Source organism: Streptomyces lavendofoliae (genome assembly GCF_014649735.1).
Taxonomy (GTDB): domain Bacteria; phylum Actinomycetota; class Actinomycetes; order Streptomycetales; family Streptomycetaceae; genus Streptomyces; species Streptomyces lavendofoliae.
Genome location: NZ_BMTP01000012.1, coordinates 1 through 16,274, shown reverse-complemented (window position 1 = coordinate 16,274; position 16,274 = coordinate 1). Strand labels below are relative to the sequence as shown.

The window sequence follows — 16,274 nt, the reverse complement described above, 5'->3', positions numbered from 1 at the left end:
TCGGAACCGGCCCGCACCGGCCGGGCGCGTGTCGGGACCGGCCCGAACGGTGGCCGGCCCGAACGGTGGCCGGCCCGCACGGAAGTCGACCCCCGTTCGGGACCGACCCGCACCAGTACCGGCCCGCGCCGGAGCCAGGCCGTCCCGGGCCGTCGCCGGTCCGGGACGTGCCGGATCAGGCCGTCCCGGGCCGCCGCCGGTCCGGGACGTGCCGGATCAGGCCCGCGACAGCCGGTTCTCGCCCGCCCTGCGGCCCCGGTATGCGCGCCGTCCCACGGCTCTCCCCGCGGCGCGTCCCCCGGGTCTGCGCACGCGTCGCCTCACGGGCCTGCGCACGCGCGGCCCGCTCGGCCCGGCGGCGTTCCCGGCGCAGTCGGCGCGCCGTACTGCTGGGCGTCGACACCACGCCGTGGCGCTGGTTCCACACCTGGCGGGTCACCCAGACGTCCAGGACCGACCAGGTCGCGACCACCGTACTGGCCACGCTGCTGAGCACCATCGGGAAGGCCAGCCAGGAAGCCGTCAGCGTGCAGAAGAACGCGATCACCGCCTGGATCAGCGTCAACGCCGTGATCAGCACCGCACGCACCGCCGCCGTACGCACCGGATCGGGAAGCCGCCGCCTCCCCACCGGCTCCTCCACCCACAATTCGCTCCGTGCCGCCGTCTCCATCCGAACCGCCACTCCCCACGCCCGACCGTCTCTTGGGTGGCTGCCCGCCTTGAGCCGCTTTACGCAGACGGAACGCGCCTCCCCGTACGAAAGGACGATCGGTGGCCGGGGAAGATTCCCCCGGAACACACAATTCCAGCCATCCGCCCATGAAACAGAAGTGACGCCCAGCCAGGTGTCATCCACCACAGCACCGATCGTCAACGCGTCGAATAGCAGGACAACTCATGATCTGCGCGACAAGCTGCGGCTGAAAATCGCCCGGACGTCCCTTCGAGTTGTCCGTGATGCAGTAGTAGGCTCACGCCGTTTATTGCTGCGTTGATGTGTACACCCACGCCGGACGACAGGCGGGTGCGAGTGGGGGAGGCCATGCGCTTTCGCGGGAAGTCGATCCGCAGGAAGATCGTGGCGTTGCTCCTGGTGCCGCTCCTGTCCCTCACCGGCCTCTGGGGATTCGCCACCTACATCACGGGTCGCGAGGCCGGCCAACTCCTCGACGTCGGCCACATAGTCGAGCGGGTCGCGCACCCCCTTGAGGAGACCATCAACGTCATCCAGCGGGAACGCCGCCAGACGCTGATCTACCTCGCCGACCCGCGCTCCGCCGAGGCCCTTCCCGTGCTCCGCCGCGACCGCACCGCGACCGACCGGGCCATCTCCCGGATCCGCGCCAGCGCCAAGGACCCCGGGGTCGTCGACGCCCTGAGCACGCAGGCGTCAGGCAGGCTCGACTCGCTCCTCGAAGCGCTCGACGACCTCACCGCACTGCGCCGCTCCGTCGACAGTCGCGCCGTGGGCCGCCTCCAGGCCTTGGGCTTCTACAACCGCCTCGTGGACCCCTGCTACAGCTTCCTCACCAACCTCCACGCCGTGGAGAACGTGGAGATGGACAAGCAGGGCCGCGCCCTGACCGGCGTCGTACGCGCCCGCGAGATGCTGTCCCGCGAGGACGCCCTGGTCGTCTCCTCACTCATCAGCAACAGGATCACCACCCAGGAACTCCGCGCCATCTCCGACCTCGCCGCCCACCGCGAGCTGCTGTACGAGGTCAACCTGGAGCTGCTGCCCAGCTCCGAACGGGAGATCTTCCAGGCGTACTGGCGCGGCCCCGAGACCGAACCGCTGCGCGACGCCGAGGACGCGCTGCTCACCGCCGGCGTCACCGAAGGGCCCCGCACGATCGAGGCCGCGCGCTGGGAGGGACTGGCGACCCCGGTCCTCGACGAACTGGCCCGTGAGAACACCGAAGCCGGCAACCGCTACCAGGACCGCGTCGAGCCCGTCGCCCACAGCGTCCTGCTCAAGGCGGGCGTCGCCGGCGTGCTCGGCTTCCTCGCCCTGCTGGTCTCGGTCGTGGTCTCCGTACGCGTCGGACGGGGCCTCGTCCGCGACCTGCGGCGGCTGCGCAAGGAGGCCCAGGAGGTCTCCGGCGTACGGCTGCCCAGCGTGATGCGCCGCCTCGCCGCAGGTGAACACGTCGACGTCGAAACCGAAGTGCCCCACCTGGAGTACGAGAAGGACGAGGTCGGCCAGGTCGGCCAGGCCCTCAACACCCTCCAGCGGGCCGCCGTGGAGGCCGCCGTCAAACAGGCGGACATGCGGCGCGGCGTCTCCGAGGTGTTCGTCAACCTCGCCCGGCGCAACCAGGTGCTCCTCCACCGCCAGCTCACCCTCCTCGACACCATGGAGCGGCGCACCGAGGACACCGAGGAACTCGCCGACCTGTTCCGCCTGGACCACCTGACCACCCGCATGCGGCGCCACGCCGAGGGCCTGGTCATCCTCTCCGGCGCCGCGCCCTCCCGGCAGTGGCGCAAGCCGGTCCAGCTGATGGACGTCGTCCGGGCCGCGGTCGCGGAGGTCGAGGACTACGAGCGCATCGAGGTACGGCGTCTGCCGCGCATCGGCGTCGGCGGCCCGGCGGTCGCCGACCTCACCCACCTGATCGCCGAACTCCTGGAGAACGCCACCGTGTTCTCCCCGCCGCACACCGCCGTCCACGTCCACGGCGAGCGGGTCGCCAACGGCTTCACCCTCGAAATCGACGACCGCGGCCTCGGCATGACCCCCGAAGCCCTGCTCGACGCGAACCTGCGGCTCGCCGAGACCCCCGAGTTCGAGCTCTCCGACACCGACCGGCTCGGCCTCTTCGTCATCAGCCGCCTCGCCCAGCGCCAGAACGTACGGGTCTCGCTCCAGCCCTCCCCGTACGGAGGGACCACCGCGGTCGTGTTCCTGCCGGCCGCGCTGCTCACCGACGCGCCCGAGACGCAGGGCGCCGGATTCCGTCTCGACCGCAAGGGCGGCAAGGACGCCCCGCACCGGCGTGCGGCGCTCTCCAAGAGGTCCTCCGGCCCGTCCTCCGCCACCGGCCCGTCCGTTCTCGACGGGCCGGTCGAGCTGGAGGCCCCGGTGGGGGCGCTCGGACTCGATGACCGGCTCGCCGGCCTCACCGACCTCGACGACCGGCTCGGCGACCTGGAGGCGACGGAGGGCGAGGGCGGCGGGCTGTTCCGCGCCCGTCCGCCGCTGCGCCCCGTGGCCGGCGGCCACGCCGACCACGAGCAGCACCAGCAGGCCACCGACCAGACCGGTCCCGAGGGAACGACGGACGGTCTCGTCCCGCTCCCGCGCCGCAAGCCACCCACCCTCGTCGCACACCGCGGCCGGCGCCTGGACGAGCGGGGCCGCTCGCACCCTGCGCCCGGCGCCCCCGCCGAAGCGGTTCCCACGCGGCCCGCACCCGGGCAGACCGCGCCCCGGACGCGGGGCGAGAACACCACCTCCGGCGACGACGCCACCCTGCTGCTCCGCGGTCTCCCCCGGCGCGTACGCCAGGCGAGCCTCGCGCCCCAGCTCAGGGAGGCCGCCCGGCGCGCCTCCACGGAGGACAAGGACACCGGTCGCGACTCGGAAGGCGCCACCGAACGCGAAGCGGAAGAAGTACGCAGCCGTATGGCGGCGATGCAACGAGGCTGGCAGCGAGGGCGCAGGCACAACGCCGAGAGCCATCCGCCCGCCGGCCACGGCGATACAGCACGAGGAACGACACCCGAGGGAGACGGTCGATGACCGCACCGAACGCCGCAGCAGCACCCGACTCGACCGGTTCGACCGGTTCGACCGGCGAACTCAACTGGCTCCTGGACGAGTTGGTCGACCGGGTCGGCTCGATCCGCAAGGCACTGGTGCTCTCCAGCGACGGCCTCGCCACCGGGGCCTCCAAGGACCTCAGTCGCGAGGACAGCGAGCACATGGCGGCCGTGGCCTCCGGGTTCCACAGCCTGGCGAAGGGCGTCGGCCGCCACTTCGACGCCGGCCGGGTGCGCCAGACCGTGGTCGAGCTCGAGGACGCCTTCCTCTTCGTCACGGCCGCTGGTGACGGCAGCTGCCTCGCCGTGCTCGCGGACGCCGACTCGGACGTCGGGCTCGTCGCGTACGAGATGACGCTGATGGTCAAGCGGGTCGGGGTCCACCTCGCGACGGCACCTCGGACCGGACTGCACTCCGGAGGGTGAGGGGGATGCGATGAGTGACGCAGCAGGGCCGCACAGACGCCGGGACCGCCATGAGCCGCACCACTGGTTCGACGACGACGCGGGCCCGGTGGTCCGCCCGTACGCCATGACACGCGGCCGCACCAGCAGCGCCACCCGCCACCGCCTCGACCTGATCGCGGTGGTCGTCCCCGAACCCGCGGCGGACGACCCCGGCCGCGACCAGACCCTGTCGCCCGAACACGTCGAGATCGTCGAAAGGTGCAGCGACCTACCCCGGTCGATCGCCGAACTGGCCTCCGGACTGGACCTCCCCGTCGGGGTGGTCCGCGTCCTGGTCGGCGACCTCGTCGAGGACGAACTCGTCCACGTAACCCGTCCCGTACCGCCGGCCGAGCTGCCGGACGTCAGCATCCTCCGTGAGGTGATCAATGGTCTTCGGGCGCTCTAGCACCGGCCGCAGGAAGCGACCGGTCGAGCCGGTGACGCTGAAGATCCTGGTCGCGGGCGGCTTCGGAGTGGGCAAGACCACCCTGGTGGGCGCGGTCAGCGAGATCCGGCCGCTGCGCACCGAGGAGACCCTCACCGAGGCCGGCCGGCCGGTCGACGACCTGCACGGCATCGAGACCAAGTCCACCACCACCGTCGCCATGGACTTCGGACGCATCACGGTCCGCGAGGACCTGGTGCTGTACCTGTTCGGTACGCCGGGCCAGGACCGCTTCTGGTTCCTGTGGGACGAGCTGGCGCAGGGCGCCCTGGGGGCGGTGGTGCTGTGCGACACCCGCCGCCTGGAGGACAGTTTCGCCGCGATCGACTACTTCGAGCGACGGGGTATCCCCTTCGCCGTGGCCGTCAACTGCTTCGAGGGGACGGCACGCTTCCCCGCCGAGACGGTGAGGACGGCACTGGACCTCGACCCGGAGGTGCCGCTGATGCTGTGCGACGCGCGGGAACGGGAGTCGGTCAAGGCGGTGCTCGTCGCCGTGGTCGAACACGCGCTGACCCTCGCCGCCCGCACCCGCGAACCCGTCACCACCTGATCCGCCCCGGCCCGCTCCCCACCGGGCGAGGTGCGCCCTTGCGACGTACCGGGCCGGCCCGTGACGTCCGAGCCCGCGGACCGACACCACGTACGCGGCGCGCCATCCCGCTCCCTGGGCGGTCACGAGCCACCGCGTCCCCGGCATCCGGGGTACATCCCCTCGTGCCCGGCCACCGACCGCCTGGAGACCGGGAAATCGAAGTACGTGTCGGGAAACAGCTCCGGCTTGTACGTGAAGTGCCACCACTCCTCGGGGAGGTTGACGAACCCCTCCCCGCCGAGCGCGCCCTTCAGCAGTTGCCGGTTCGCCCGCCGCACCCCCCGCACACGCGGGTCGTCCGTGTGAGAGAGGGTGTCGAAGCAGTCGAAACCCGTCCCCATGTCCACGGAGTTGTCGGGGAAGCGCTCGCCCTGCGGGGCGTAGCAGGGCACCAGCCGCTCACCCGGCTCATAGGGACGGGTCGGTGTCGCCGGAAGCCTGACGACCGTCACGTCCACCGTGGAGCCCCGGCTGTGCCCCGACCTCTCGGCGATGTATCCGTCCTCGAAGAGCCGGGACTTGGCCACCAGCGGATAGAACTCCGCCTTCATCCTCTCGTCCCGCAGGTCCTTCGCCCACCGCACGAAGTGGTCCACGGCCCGCTGCGGCCGGTAACAGTCGTACACCTTCAGCGAATAGCCCCGCCGCGACAGCTTCACCTGCGCCCGGTGCAACGCCAGCGCGGCCGGCCGGGTCAGGAGGCACACCGGCTGCCGGTAGCCGTCCACCGGCCGGCCGACGAAGTTGTGCTCCGTCGTGTAGCGCATCTCCTGGATGATCGTCGGGTCGACGGAGCGGAGGGCCACGAACTCCTTCGGGGCCTTCGGCTCGGGCGTGGCCCGCGCGGCGGCAGGCGCCGGGGCCGCCGACACGAGGAGGAACGCGGTGGCGGCCGCCACCAGGGCCCGGGAAACAGTGGCCGCGAAACCCACGGGGGCCACAAAGAGCACGGATGCACGTCCTGTCATGCACACCGTCTACCAGGTGCGGACCGAGCCGGTACAGTCCCTCCCCGTGAAGGCCACCCATTGCACGAGATGCGGCGCTCCTCACCCGGCCGGTTCCGGCTGGCCCCGCGTCTGCCCGGCCTGCGGCGCCGTCGCCCACCGCAACCCGCTGCCCGTCGCCGTGGCACTGCTTCCCGTGACCGACGCACACGGCACGGGCCTCGTCGTCATCACCCGCACCATCGAACCGCAGCGCGGCGGCGTCGCCCTGCCCGGCGGCTTCATCGACCACGCCGAGGACTGGCGGTACGCGGTGGTCCGCGAGCTCGGGGAGGAGACCGGCATCGAGGCCGCCGCCGCCGACGTGGCCCTGGCCGACGCGATGAGCTCGCCCGCCGGGCACCTGCTGGTCTTCGGCCTCCTGCCCGAACGCCCCGCGGCCGGCCTCCCGCCCTCCGCCGCCACCGACGAGACGGCCGGGTACCACCTGCTGCGCGCCCCGGCGGAGCTGGCCTTCCCCCTCCACACGACGGCCGTCGCCAACTGGTTCGCGGGCCGCTACACCTGACGACCCGCTACCACCGACCGTGCCGGCAGCCCACTGACCGACCTCGCCGGCGGCGAACCCCCGACCCCGCCGCTCCCTCCCCACCGCGTAGGCAACCGCTCCAACCGTGCCTGCGCCCATCCCACCGCACCGGCCCCGCCCACCGCATCCACCCCATCCCACCGCACCGGCCCCGCCCACCGCACCGACCTCATGCACCCCACCCCACCTCACCGCACGGGGCGCCACTCACTCACCCACCCGCTACACCTGACCCGCCGCCCCCCGCACCCGCACCCGCTCCACGACCTCCACCGCGCCGTCCTCCGTGACCCGCTCCACCACGACCCGGCCGTCCACCCGCCGGGACGCGTACCGCTCGACCCCCGCCTCCGCCCAGCCGTCCCCGGCGTCCCGCACCACCAGCCCGCCACCGGTGCGCCCCACGGCCGGGGCCCACACCTCCAGCTCGTCCGCGCCGTCCGCGCCCCGCACCGGGAGCACCGCACCCGCGCGGGCGAGCACCGGGATCCGCGACAGCGGCGCGTCCACCAGGACCTGCCCGGGTCCCTCGTACACCTGCCCCGTCGCCGTGTCGTACCAGCGCCCGCGCGGCAGCCGCACCGCCCGCCGGTCCGTCCCGCGCTCCAGCACGGGCGCCACCAGCAGCGCGTCCCCCAGCAGGAAGGCGTCCTCGCAGTCGCGCAGCGCCCGCTCCTCCGGACAGCCCCACCACACCGGCCGTGCGTAGGGGGCGCCCGTGAGCCGCGCCAAACGCGCGAGCGTCATGAAGTAGGGCCGCAGCCGCTCCCGCTCCGCCAGCGCCGCCCGGGCGTACTCCAGCACCTCCGGGCCGAACTCCCACGGCTCGCGGCGCCCCGCGTCGATCGCCGCGTGCGTGCGGAACAGCGGCAGCCACGCACCCAGCTGGAACCACCGCAGGAACAGTTCCGGTGACGGGCTCCCGTCGAACCCGCCCACGTCCGGCCCGGAGTACGGCACCCCGCACAGCCCCAGCCCCAGCACCAGCGACAGCGAGGCCCGCAGCCCCGGCCACCCGGTGGAGAGGTCGCCCGACCAGGTGCCGCCGTACCGCTGCATCCCGGCCCACCCGGAGCGCGAGAACAGGAAGGGCCGCTCGTCCGGACGCAGCCGGCGCAGCCCCTCGTACCCGGCCCGTGCCATCGCCAGCCCGTACACGTTGTGGGCCTCCCGGTGGTCACCGCCCCGGCCCTCCAGCGCGTGCCGTGCCGAACGCGGCAGCGTCATGTCGCCGAACGGCGTGAAGGACACCGGCTCGTTCATGTCGTGCCACACCCCGGAGAACCCCTGCGCGAGCCGCTCCTCGTACAACCCGCCCCACCACTCCCGTACAGCCGGGTCCGTGAAGTCCGGGTACACGCACTCGCCCGGCCACACCACGCCGCGCACCTCGGCGCCCCGCGCGTCACGCACGTACGCCCCGGAGGGCCCGACGGCGGCGCCGCCGTCGTACACCCCGTTCCCCCGCTCCGCCTTCACCCCCGGATCGACGATCGACACCAGCCGCACCCCCTCCTCGCGCAGGTCCCGCGCGAGCCCGGGCAGGTCCGGGAACCGCTCCCGGTCCACGGTGAACACCTGGTGGCGGTCGTAGTGGTCGATGTCCAGGTGCAGTGCCGAAAGCGGCAGGTCCCGCTCCCGGTACCCGGCCACCACCCGCCGCACCTCCGCCTCGCTGCCGAACCCCCACCGGGCGTGCTGCGGCCCCAGCGCCCACGACGGCGGGAGCGCGGGCGCGCCGGTCAGCACCGTCCAGCCGTGCAGCACGCGCGCGGGGCTGCCGACGACCACCCAGCAGCGCAGTGGCCCGCCGCTCATCCGCACCTCGCTCGCGCCCGGCCGGTCGTGCCCCGAGCCCGCGCCCTCCTCGCCCTCGCGCAGCGTCACCAGGCCGTCCCACGTGTTGTCGTGGAAAGCCAGGTGCGTCCCCGCGTCGGAGACCACCAGCTGGACCGGCATGGTGATGTAGAGCGGGTCGTCGCCGGGGGCGAAGCCGCCGCGCGGGTCGGTGTTCCACAGCCGGTAGGTACCGCCGCGCAGCCGAGGGCCGGCCGCCCGTCCACCCAGCCCGAAGAACCGCGCGTCGGCCGGCACCTCCGTCCGCTGCACCCACCGCGCGGGCCCCCCGGTGACCGGCTCCCACCAGCGGGGCGGCAGATCCCGCCGCAGCACCACCCCGCCGGGCGTACGCACCTCCACGGCGCCGTTGCGCGACACGGCGATCGTCACCCGCTCCGACACCACCCGCCAGCCGCCGCCCTTGTCGGGCTCCAGCTCCGCCCGAGGATCCGGCTCCGGCGGCCGGCCCGCCAGCGCGTACGACGGCAGCGGCTCCGCTCCGTCCCACCCCCAGAACACCGTGCCGCCGCTGCCCACGCACACCCGCAACCGCGCCCGGGCGAAGCGGACGACGCCGCCCCCCGGCAACGGCTCGGCCCCCTCCGCGGGCCCCGGCACCCGGGCCCGCTCCGTCCCCCGCGGCCGCAGCCCGACGGCGTCCGCCCGCCGCTGCCGCCACGCCGACCGCGCCGCCCGCAGCCCGCGCACCGTGCTGAAGATCCTCACCGAGCGCACCAGATCACGACCGTCCATGCCGCTCACCCTGCCACCCGCGTCATGGCCCCCAGGCCCCGTTCAACTGCCGTTCACCCGTGGTGGGACCACATATTCATCCCGCCGACCATGGGCGGGGGACCCTGGTGCGAACAACGATCACATGGCATCGTCCTGTCAGCCGCGTCACGCGCACACCCCCGCACGTGCGCGCGACCCACGCAGACCCGCGTACAGGGACGTACAGCCAGGGAGCAGCCCCATGACCACAGAGCACGCCCACTCCGAGCCGCTCTGGCAGCCCGGCCAGGACCGCATCGACTCGGCGGGGGTGACCCGCTTCCAGTCCTGGGCGGCCGAGCGGCACGGCGCGCCCGCCGACGGCGGCTACGCCGCACTGCACCGCTGGTCGGTCGACCACCTCGACACCTTCTGGCAGGCGGTCGCCGAGTGGTTCGACATCCGGTTCTCCACGCCGTACGAGCGCGTCCTCGGCGACCGCTCCATGCCGGGCGCCCAGTGGTTCCCCGGGGCCACCCTCAACTACGCCGAGCACGCGCTGCGCGCCGCCGCCGACCGGCCCGACGCGCCCGCCCTGCTGCACGTGGACGAGACGCAGGAGGTGACGCCCGTCAGCTGGGCCGAGCTGCGCCGCCAGGTGGGCGCCCTCGCCGCCGAGCTGCGCGCCCTCGGCGTACGCCCCGGCGACCGCGTCAGCGGCTACCTGCCGAACATCCCGCAGGCCGTCACCGCGCTCCTCGCCACCGCCGCCGTGGGCGCCGTGTGGACCTCCTGCGCCCCCGACTTCGGCGCCCGCAGCGTCCTCGACCGGTTCCAGCAGGTCGAGCCGGTCGTGCTGTTCACCGTCGACGGCTACCGCTACGGCGGCAAGGAGCACGACCGCCGCGACACCGTCGCCGAACTCCGCCGCGAACTGCCCTCCCTGCGGGCGGTCGTGCACATCCCGCTCCTCGGCACCGAGGCGCCGGAAGGCTCCCTCGAATGGTCCGACCTCACCGCCGGGGACACCGAACCGGTCTTCGAGCCCGTCCGCTTCGACCACCCCCTGTGGGTCCTGTACTCCTCCGGTACGACCGGCCTGCCCAAGGCGATCGTCCAGTCCCAGGGCGGCATCCTCCTGGAGCACTTCAAGCAACTGGGACTCCACTGCGACCTGGGCCCCGAGGACCGCTTCTTCTGGTACACCTCCACCGGCTGGATGATGTGGAACTTCCTCGTCTCCGGCCTGCTCACCGGCACCACGGTGGTGGTGTACGACGGCAGCCCCGGCCACCCCGACACCGGCGCCCAGTGGCGCGTCGCCGAGATCACCGGCGCCACCCTGTACGGCACCTCCGCCGCGTACGTCATGGCCTGCCGCAAGGCCGGGGTCCACCCCTCCCGCGACCACGACCTGTCCCGGATCACCTGCGTCGCCACCACCGGCTCACCGCTCCCGCCGGACGGCTTCCGCTGGCTCCACGACGAGGTCCGCGACGACCTGTGGATCGCCTCCGTCAGCGGCGGCACGGACGTGTGCAGCTGCTTCGCCGGCGCCGTGCCCACCCTCCCCGTGCACATCGGCGAACTCCAGGCCCCCTGCCTGGGCACCGACCTCCAGGCCTGGGACCCGCAGGGCGAGCCCGTCACCGGAGAGGTCGGGGAGCTGGTCGTCACCAACCCCATGCCCTCCATGCCGGTCCGGTTCTGGAACGACCCCGACGGCAGCCGGTACCACGACAGCTACTTCGACATGTACCCGGGCGTATGGCGCCACGGCGACTGGATCACCCTCACCGACCGGGGCTCCGTCGTCATCCACGGCCGCTCCGACTCCACCCTGAACCGGCAGGGCGTCCGTATGGGGAGCGCCGACATCTACGAGGCGGTCGAACGGCTCCCGGAGATCCGCGAATCCCTGGTCATCGGCCTGGAGGAGCCGGACGGCGGCTACTGGATGCCGCTCTTCGTGCACCTCGCCGAAGGCGCCGCCCTGGACGACGACCTGGTCGCCCGCATCAAGCGGACCATCCGGGAGGAGCTCTCCCCCCGCCACGTCCCGGACGAGATCATCGAGGTCCCCGGCGTCCCGCACACCCTCACCGGCAAGCGCATCGAGGTCCCGGTCAAACGCCTGCTCCAGGGCACCGACCTGTCCAAGGCCGTCAACCCGGGCTCCGTCGACAACCTCGACCTGCTCCGGTTCTACGAGCGCCTCGCCCACGAGCGGGCCCGGAAGATCCGATGAGCGCCCCCGGCTCCTTCTGGACCGGCAGGCGGGTACGGCTCAGAGGCATCGAGCCGGAGGACTGGCAGGCGTTCATGGACTTCGACGCCCACAGCCGGCACCAGCGCTCCCTCGACGTCCTCCACCCGCCACGCTCCGCCGAGCAGTACCACGCGTGGGCGGCCGAGCAGTCCGTGGCCCCGCCGGCCGGCGACGACTTCCGGCTCGCCATCGAGGCCCTGGACACCGGCGAGCCGGTCGGATCCCTCTCCACCCACGCGACCGACCCCCGCGCCGGCCGCTTCCGCTACGGCGTCGGCATCGGCCACGAGCACCAGCGGCGCGGTTACGCCACCGACGCGGTGATCCTGCTGCTGCGCTTCATGTTCGGCGAGCGGCGCTACCACAAGTGCGAGGCGGGCATCTACGCGTTCAACGACGCCTCGCTCGCCCTGCACCGGGGGCTCGGCTTCGTCGAGGAGGGCAGGCTGCGTGACCACGAGTACTTCGCGGGCCGCCACCACGACCTGGTGCTCCTGGGGATGACCGCCCCGGAGTTCGCCCGGGCGCATCCCTTCGAAAGCCTCTGACTCACCCGCCGTACACGGCCTCGGACCCGCCCGGCGCGGCGCCGGAGTCCGAGGCCGGCTCCGCCCCGTCGGCCGGCTCCGCCCCGTCGGCCGGCTCCGCCGCGTCGGCCGGCGGTGCCCCGGTGATCCGTACGCCCGTGGGCGCCGCGATCCGGAACCGGCCCCCGGCCGCCAACCACCAGCCGGCCGACCGCAGTCCGTTCACCACCGCCGACCCGTCGCGCACCGGCACCCACACGTTCGGCCCGCTCTCCCCGGGCTCCGGGATGCCGTGGCGCGCCGGCTCCGCGATCAGCTCCCCACGCCGCCGCGTCACGTCGTGCCGGGCCGGCGTCGTCGCGTCTTCCGCAGCCCCCACCACAGGTCGATGCCACGTGCTTGGACACCCGCCCGCTCCTGTGTCAGCTGGGCACCGCCGTCACCACCGCGGGCCTCCTCGGCCGGACGCCCTGGCGCCACCTTCGCCCGCACCCTCCGCACGCAGCACCGCCTGGTCCGCCCACGGGCAGACCATCACCCCGCTGTCAGTGCCTCCGATTACTGTGAGTGAGCACCGATGAACAAGGGGGATTCATGGCACACGACAGGACCGCGGCGACCATGCGGCGCGCACTGCGCCGAGAAGTGCCGAGCACCGTCGGCATCCTCGCCGACGACCAGGACTTCACCGCGATGCGCCGCCGCTACCGCAGCTTCACCTTCGACGACCACGAGACCTACCTCCACCAGGTGGAAGAGCTCCTCAAGGCCCTCGTCGGCGAAGGCGGCCACACCACCGTCGCCCTCTTCGACCCCGAGGACTACGCCGTCTACTGCGCCGAGACGGGACTCGACCCCGACACCCCGGCCAGCCGCAGCCGCTACACCGCCGAGATCGCCGCCACCGGCGCCTGCGTCGCCTACACCGGCCAGCCCATCGACCGGCTCGTCCCGACCCTCGTCCACCGCGCGGTCCGGCAGGCCACCTGGGAATACGCCACCATGCTCCTCACCGACATCGGCGAGTGCGCCGACTGCGGCCAGGACATCGGCCGCGCCGCCTTCGACCATGCCACCCACACACTGACCCGGCTGCTCGACGCAGCCGGACCCGGTACCCACCACCTCGTTTGCAGCATCCCCGCCGACGAACAGCTCCTCGCAGTCCTCCACACCGACCGGCCCCCCACCGGCCCCGCCGTGCTCGACACCACCGAAGCGGCCGAGTTCGTCACCGTCCTCGCGGCGGGAATCGCCCTCGAAAGCCCCGGGGGCCTCGTCCTGCGCACCACCACCCCCGCCACACCCGACCGCGTGCACGGCTGGCGCCTCGACCGAGGCCGGCTCGTCCCGCTCACCGAGGCCGAGGTGTTCAACGCCTACTGCACCGACGCCGACACCGGAGAACCCCTCCCGCCCGAACCCGGCGTCGACTACCGCGCCGGCTTCGACATCACCCCCGACGACCCCTGGCCCACCCACCACTGACCCCGGACGACGAGAAGGGGCTTCCCCGCCCACCGGCGGGAAAGCCCCTCCACGACCTCGCACCCGGGAACTACTCCCCGGACAGCACCGCCTGCGCCGCGAGCCGCGCCTCCTCCGCCGAGTCCGTCGCCCGCGCGGCCGCCGCCGCCCGCTCGCACTGCGCCAGCGTGTACTTGGCCAGTGTCGCCCGCACATACGGAATCGACGCGGCACCCATCGACAGGGAGGTGACCCCCAGTCCCGTCAGCACACACGCGAGCAGCGGATCCGCGGCGGCCTCACCGCACACACCACAGCTCTTGCCCTCGGCCCTGGCCGCCTCGGCCGCGAGCGCCACCAGGTCGAGCAGCGCCGGCTGCCACGGGTCCTGCAACCGGGACACCGCGCCCACCTGCCGATCGGCGGCGAAGGTGTACTGCGCCAGATCGTTCGTACCCAGCGACAGGAACTCCACCTCCTGGAGGATCGAACGCGCCCGCAGCGCCGCCGAAGGGATCTCCACCATCGCACCGAACTTCGCCTGGAGCCCCGCCCGGCGACAGGCGTCCGCGAAAGCCCTGGCGTCCGCGCGGTCCGCCACCATCGGCGCCATGACCTCGAGATACACCGGCAGCCCCTCGGCCGCCTTGGCCAGCGCCGACAACTGCGTCCGCAAGACCTCCGGGTGGTCCAGCAGCGTCCGCAGACCTCGCACACCCAGTGCCGGATTCGGCTCGTCCGCCGGCGTCAGGAAGTCCAGCGGCTTGTCCGCACCCGCGTCCAGCACCCGCACGACGACCCGGCCCTCGGGGAACGCCTCCAGCACCTTGCGGTACGCCTCGACCTGCTTGGCCTCCGACGGCGCCTGCTTGCTGTCGTCCAGGAACAGGAACTCGGTCCGGAACAGACCCACACCCTCGGCCCCGGCCTCCACGGCCGCCGCCACGTCGCCCGGCCCGCCGACGTTCGCCAGCAGCGGCACCTTGTGCCCGTCCGACGTGGCACCCGGACCGGTCGCCGCCGACAGCGCGGCCTTGCGCGCCGCGGCCGCCCGCTCCAGCTCCGCCCGCTTCTCGTCGCCCGGCTCCACGAAGATCTCGCCCGTGCTGCCGTCGACCGCGATCACCGTGCCCTCGGCCAGCTCACCGGCCCCCGGCAGCGCCACCACCGCGGGCACCCCCAGCGCCCGCGCCAGGATCGCGCTGTGGCTGGTCGGCCCGCCCTCCTCGGTCACGAAACCGAGCACCAGCGCCGGGTCCAGCAGCGCCGTGTCGGCCGGAGCCAGATCCCGAGCGATCAGCACGTAAGGCTCGTCACTGTCCGGAACACCCGGCATCGGCACACCCAGCAGCCGCGCCACGATCCGGTTCCGCACGTCGTCCAGGTCGGCGACCCGCCCCGCCAGGTACTCCCCGGCACCGGCCAGCAGGGCCCGATAGGCGGCGAACGCGTCGTACACGGCCCGCTCGGCCGTGCTCCCCACGGCGATTCGACGCTCGACGTCGGCCATCAGTTCGGGGTCCTGGGCCATCATGGCCTGCGCCTCGAGCACGGCCTGGGCCTCGCCACCGGCCAGATTGCCGCGCGCGACCAGGTCGGCCGCCACGGCCTCGACGGCCTGGCGGGCACGCCCCTGTTCGCGCTCCGCCTCCTCGGCCGGGATCTGCTTCGCCGGCGGCTCGAGAACCGCCGTGCCCATGTGGCGGACCTCGCCGATCGCCACACCGTGGCTCACGCCGACGCCCCGCAGCGTTGTCTCCATTACACCTGTCTCCGATTGAGTGGCGGCCGGACCGCCACGTTGAATGTCCCGACCCGCTGCCGCCCGTCACGACGGCCGTGGCATCACTGCCAGGAGAAGAGGGAGTCGCCGTCCTTCACGTCGCCCGTGTCGACGACGTCGCTCAGGGAGTCGGCGGTGGCCTCCAGGGCCACGATCGGGCAGATCGGCGACTTGCCGGCCGCTTCTACGGCGGCGGGGTTCCAGCGCACGACGGCCTGCCCGCGCGTCACGGTGTCCCCCTTGTTCACGAGCAGCTCGAAGCCCTCGCCGTTGAGCTGCACGGTGTCGATGCCCAGGTGCGTGAGCACCCCGTGCCCCTCGCCGTCCACGACCACGAAGGCGTGCGGGTGAAGGGACACGACGATGCCGTCCACGGGCGCCACCGCCGTGGACGGCTCACGCACGGGGTCGATGGCGGTGCCCGGGCCGACCATGGCCCCGGAGAAGACCGGGTCGGGCACGGCGGCGAGTCCGATGGCGCGGCCCTCGAGCGGCGACGTCACGGTGGTCATGGGGGGCCTCCCAGGGGGTGGAGATTCTGTGGCGCCGTCACTGCCTGTCCTGGACGGCGTACTGATCCGAAGCGTATGTCATGAGAAGTCCGGGTTCCGCCCGATAGGTCCAGGTTGGCGGGCCTAGGGACCGCCGGAAGCGATTTGCCTCAACTGCCAACGGGCGGTAGGGTCGTACCCCTGCTTGGCCACGACGCAACTCTGAGTCGGAGGCCGGCAGTGACTCTCAAGCCGGATCCTAACTGGTCTACACCTCTGTGTGTCCGTGAGGTGGTCAGGGGGTCGGAAAAAGGCTGATAGAGTCGGAGCCGCCGGAAAGGGAAAGCGCGAAAGCGAAGAACGGCCCGGCAGCCCGCTCCAGCGGGTGGC

General features: G+C 73.0%; 14 protein-coding genes. 8 read left to right on the top strand and 6 right to left on the bottom strand.

Translation table 11 applies throughout. From position 1 onward, the window contains the following. Positions 1-175: 175 nt before the first annotated feature. The gene (locus tag IE109_RS21820; protein WP_229891417.1) at positions 176-673 is read right to left on the bottom strand and encodes a hypothetical protein; all 498 of its coding nucleotides are present in this window, start codon (positions 671-673) and stop codon (positions 176-178) included. Between the two features lie 372 nt (positions 674-1,045). Between IE109_RS21820 and IE109_RS21815 the strand changes: the two genes are divergently transcribed. From IE109_RS21815 to IE109_RS21800, 4 genes are read left to right on the top strand one after another with little or no spacing between them, the layout of a single operon-like run. Continuing rightward, complete coding sequence (locus tag IE109_RS21815; protein ID WP_189552718.1) at positions 1,046-3,748, top strand: nitrate- and nitrite sensing domain-containing protein; 2,703 nt, start codon at positions 1,046-1,048, stop codon at positions 3,746-3,748. Beyond that, entirely contained in the window at positions 3,745-4,194 is a 450-nt protein-coding gene (locus IE109_RS21810) for a roadblock/LC7 domain-containing protein (RefSeq protein ID WP_189552717.1), read from the top strand. Before IE109_RS21815 ends, IE109_RS21810 begins: the two co-directional genes overlap by 4 nt. Positions 4,195-4,204: 10 nt before the next feature. Then, positions 4,205-4,624 (top strand): DUF742 domain-containing protein, encoded by a 420-nt coding sequence (locus IE109_RS21805; protein ID WP_189552716.1) that lies wholly within the window; start codon positions 4,205-4,207, stop codon positions 4,622-4,624. Then, entirely contained in the window at positions 4,605-5,216 is a 612-nt protein-coding gene (locus IE109_RS21800; RefSeq protein WP_189552715.1) for a GTP-binding protein, read from the top strand. The genes IE109_RS21805 and IE109_RS21800 overlap by 20 nt, the downstream gene beginning before the upstream one ends. A gap of 122 nt (positions 5,217-5,338) precedes the next feature. On the opposite strand, the gene IE109_RS21795 is transcribed toward IE109_RS21800, so the two are convergent. After that, on the bottom strand, positions 5,339-6,226 hold the full coding sequence (locus tag IE109_RS21795) for a M15 family metallopeptidase (RefSeq protein WP_189552714.1): 888 nt from the start codon (positions 6,224-6,226) through the stop codon (positions 5,339-5,341). On the opposite strand from IE109_RS21795, the gene IE109_RS21790 reads away from it, so the two are divergent. Continuing rightward, the gene (locus IE109_RS21790) at positions 6,225-6,773 is read left to right on the top strand and encodes an NUDIX domain-containing protein (protein ID WP_189552713.1); all 549 of its coding nucleotides are present in this window, start codon (positions 6,225-6,227) and stop codon (positions 6,771-6,773) included. The two genes, IE109_RS21795 and IE109_RS21790, sit on opposite strands and share 2 nt — an antisense overlap. Positions 6,774-7,016: 243 nt before the next feature. Here the strand turns inward: IE109_RS21790 and IE109_RS21785 are convergent, their stop codons facing one another. Continuing rightward, on the bottom strand, positions 7,017-9,386 hold the full coding sequence (locus IE109_RS21785; protein WP_189552712.1) for a glycoside hydrolase family 31 protein: 2,370 nt from the start codon (positions 9,384-9,386) through the stop codon (positions 7,017-7,019). Positions 9,387-9,609: 223 nt separating this feature from the next. Between IE109_RS21785 and IE109_RS21780 the strand changes: the two genes are divergently transcribed. Continuing rightward, entirely contained in the window at positions 9,610-11,595 is a 1,986-nt protein-coding gene (locus tag IE109_RS21780; RefSeq protein WP_189552711.1) for an acetoacetate--CoA ligase, read from the top strand. After that, complete coding sequence (locus IE109_RS21775; RefSeq protein ID WP_189552710.1) at positions 11,592-12,164, top strand: GNAT family N-acetyltransferase; 573 nt, start codon at positions 11,592-11,594, stop codon at positions 12,162-12,164. Before IE109_RS21780 ends, IE109_RS21775 begins: the two co-directional genes overlap by 4 nt. 1 nt (position 12,165) lies before the next feature. Here IE109_RS21775 and IE109_RS33300 read toward each other — a convergent pair whose 3' ends face one another. After that, positions 12,166-12,522: a hypothetical protein gene (locus IE109_RS33300; RefSeq protein WP_229891414.1), complete on the bottom strand. Its 357-nt coding sequence runs from the start codon at positions 12,520-12,522 to the stop codon at positions 12,166-12,168. Between the two features lie 215 nt (positions 12,523-12,737). Between IE109_RS33300 and IE109_RS21765 the strand changes: the two genes are divergently transcribed. Then, a complete protein-coding gene (locus IE109_RS21765) occupies positions 12,738-13,631 on the top strand; it encodes a DUF8829 domain-containing protein (RefSeq protein WP_189552709.1) in 894 nt (297 codons plus the stop codon). Positions 13,632-13,701: 70 nt separating this feature from the next. On the opposite strand, the gene ptsP is transcribed toward IE109_RS21765, so the two are convergent. Beyond that, positions 13,702-15,372 (bottom strand): phosphoenolpyruvate--protein phosphotransferase, encoded by a 1,671-nt coding sequence (ptsP, locus tag IE109_RS21760; protein ID WP_189552708.1) that lies wholly within the window; start codon positions 15,370-15,372, stop codon positions 13,702-13,704. An 83-nt stretch (positions 15,373-15,455) separates the two neighbouring features. After that, positions 15,456-15,905: a PTS sugar transporter subunit IIA gene (locus IE109_RS21755; protein ID WP_189552707.1), complete on the bottom strand. Its 450-nt coding sequence runs from the start codon at positions 15,903-15,905 to the stop codon at positions 15,456-15,458. Between the last annotated feature and the right edge of the window lie 369 nt (positions 15,906-16,274).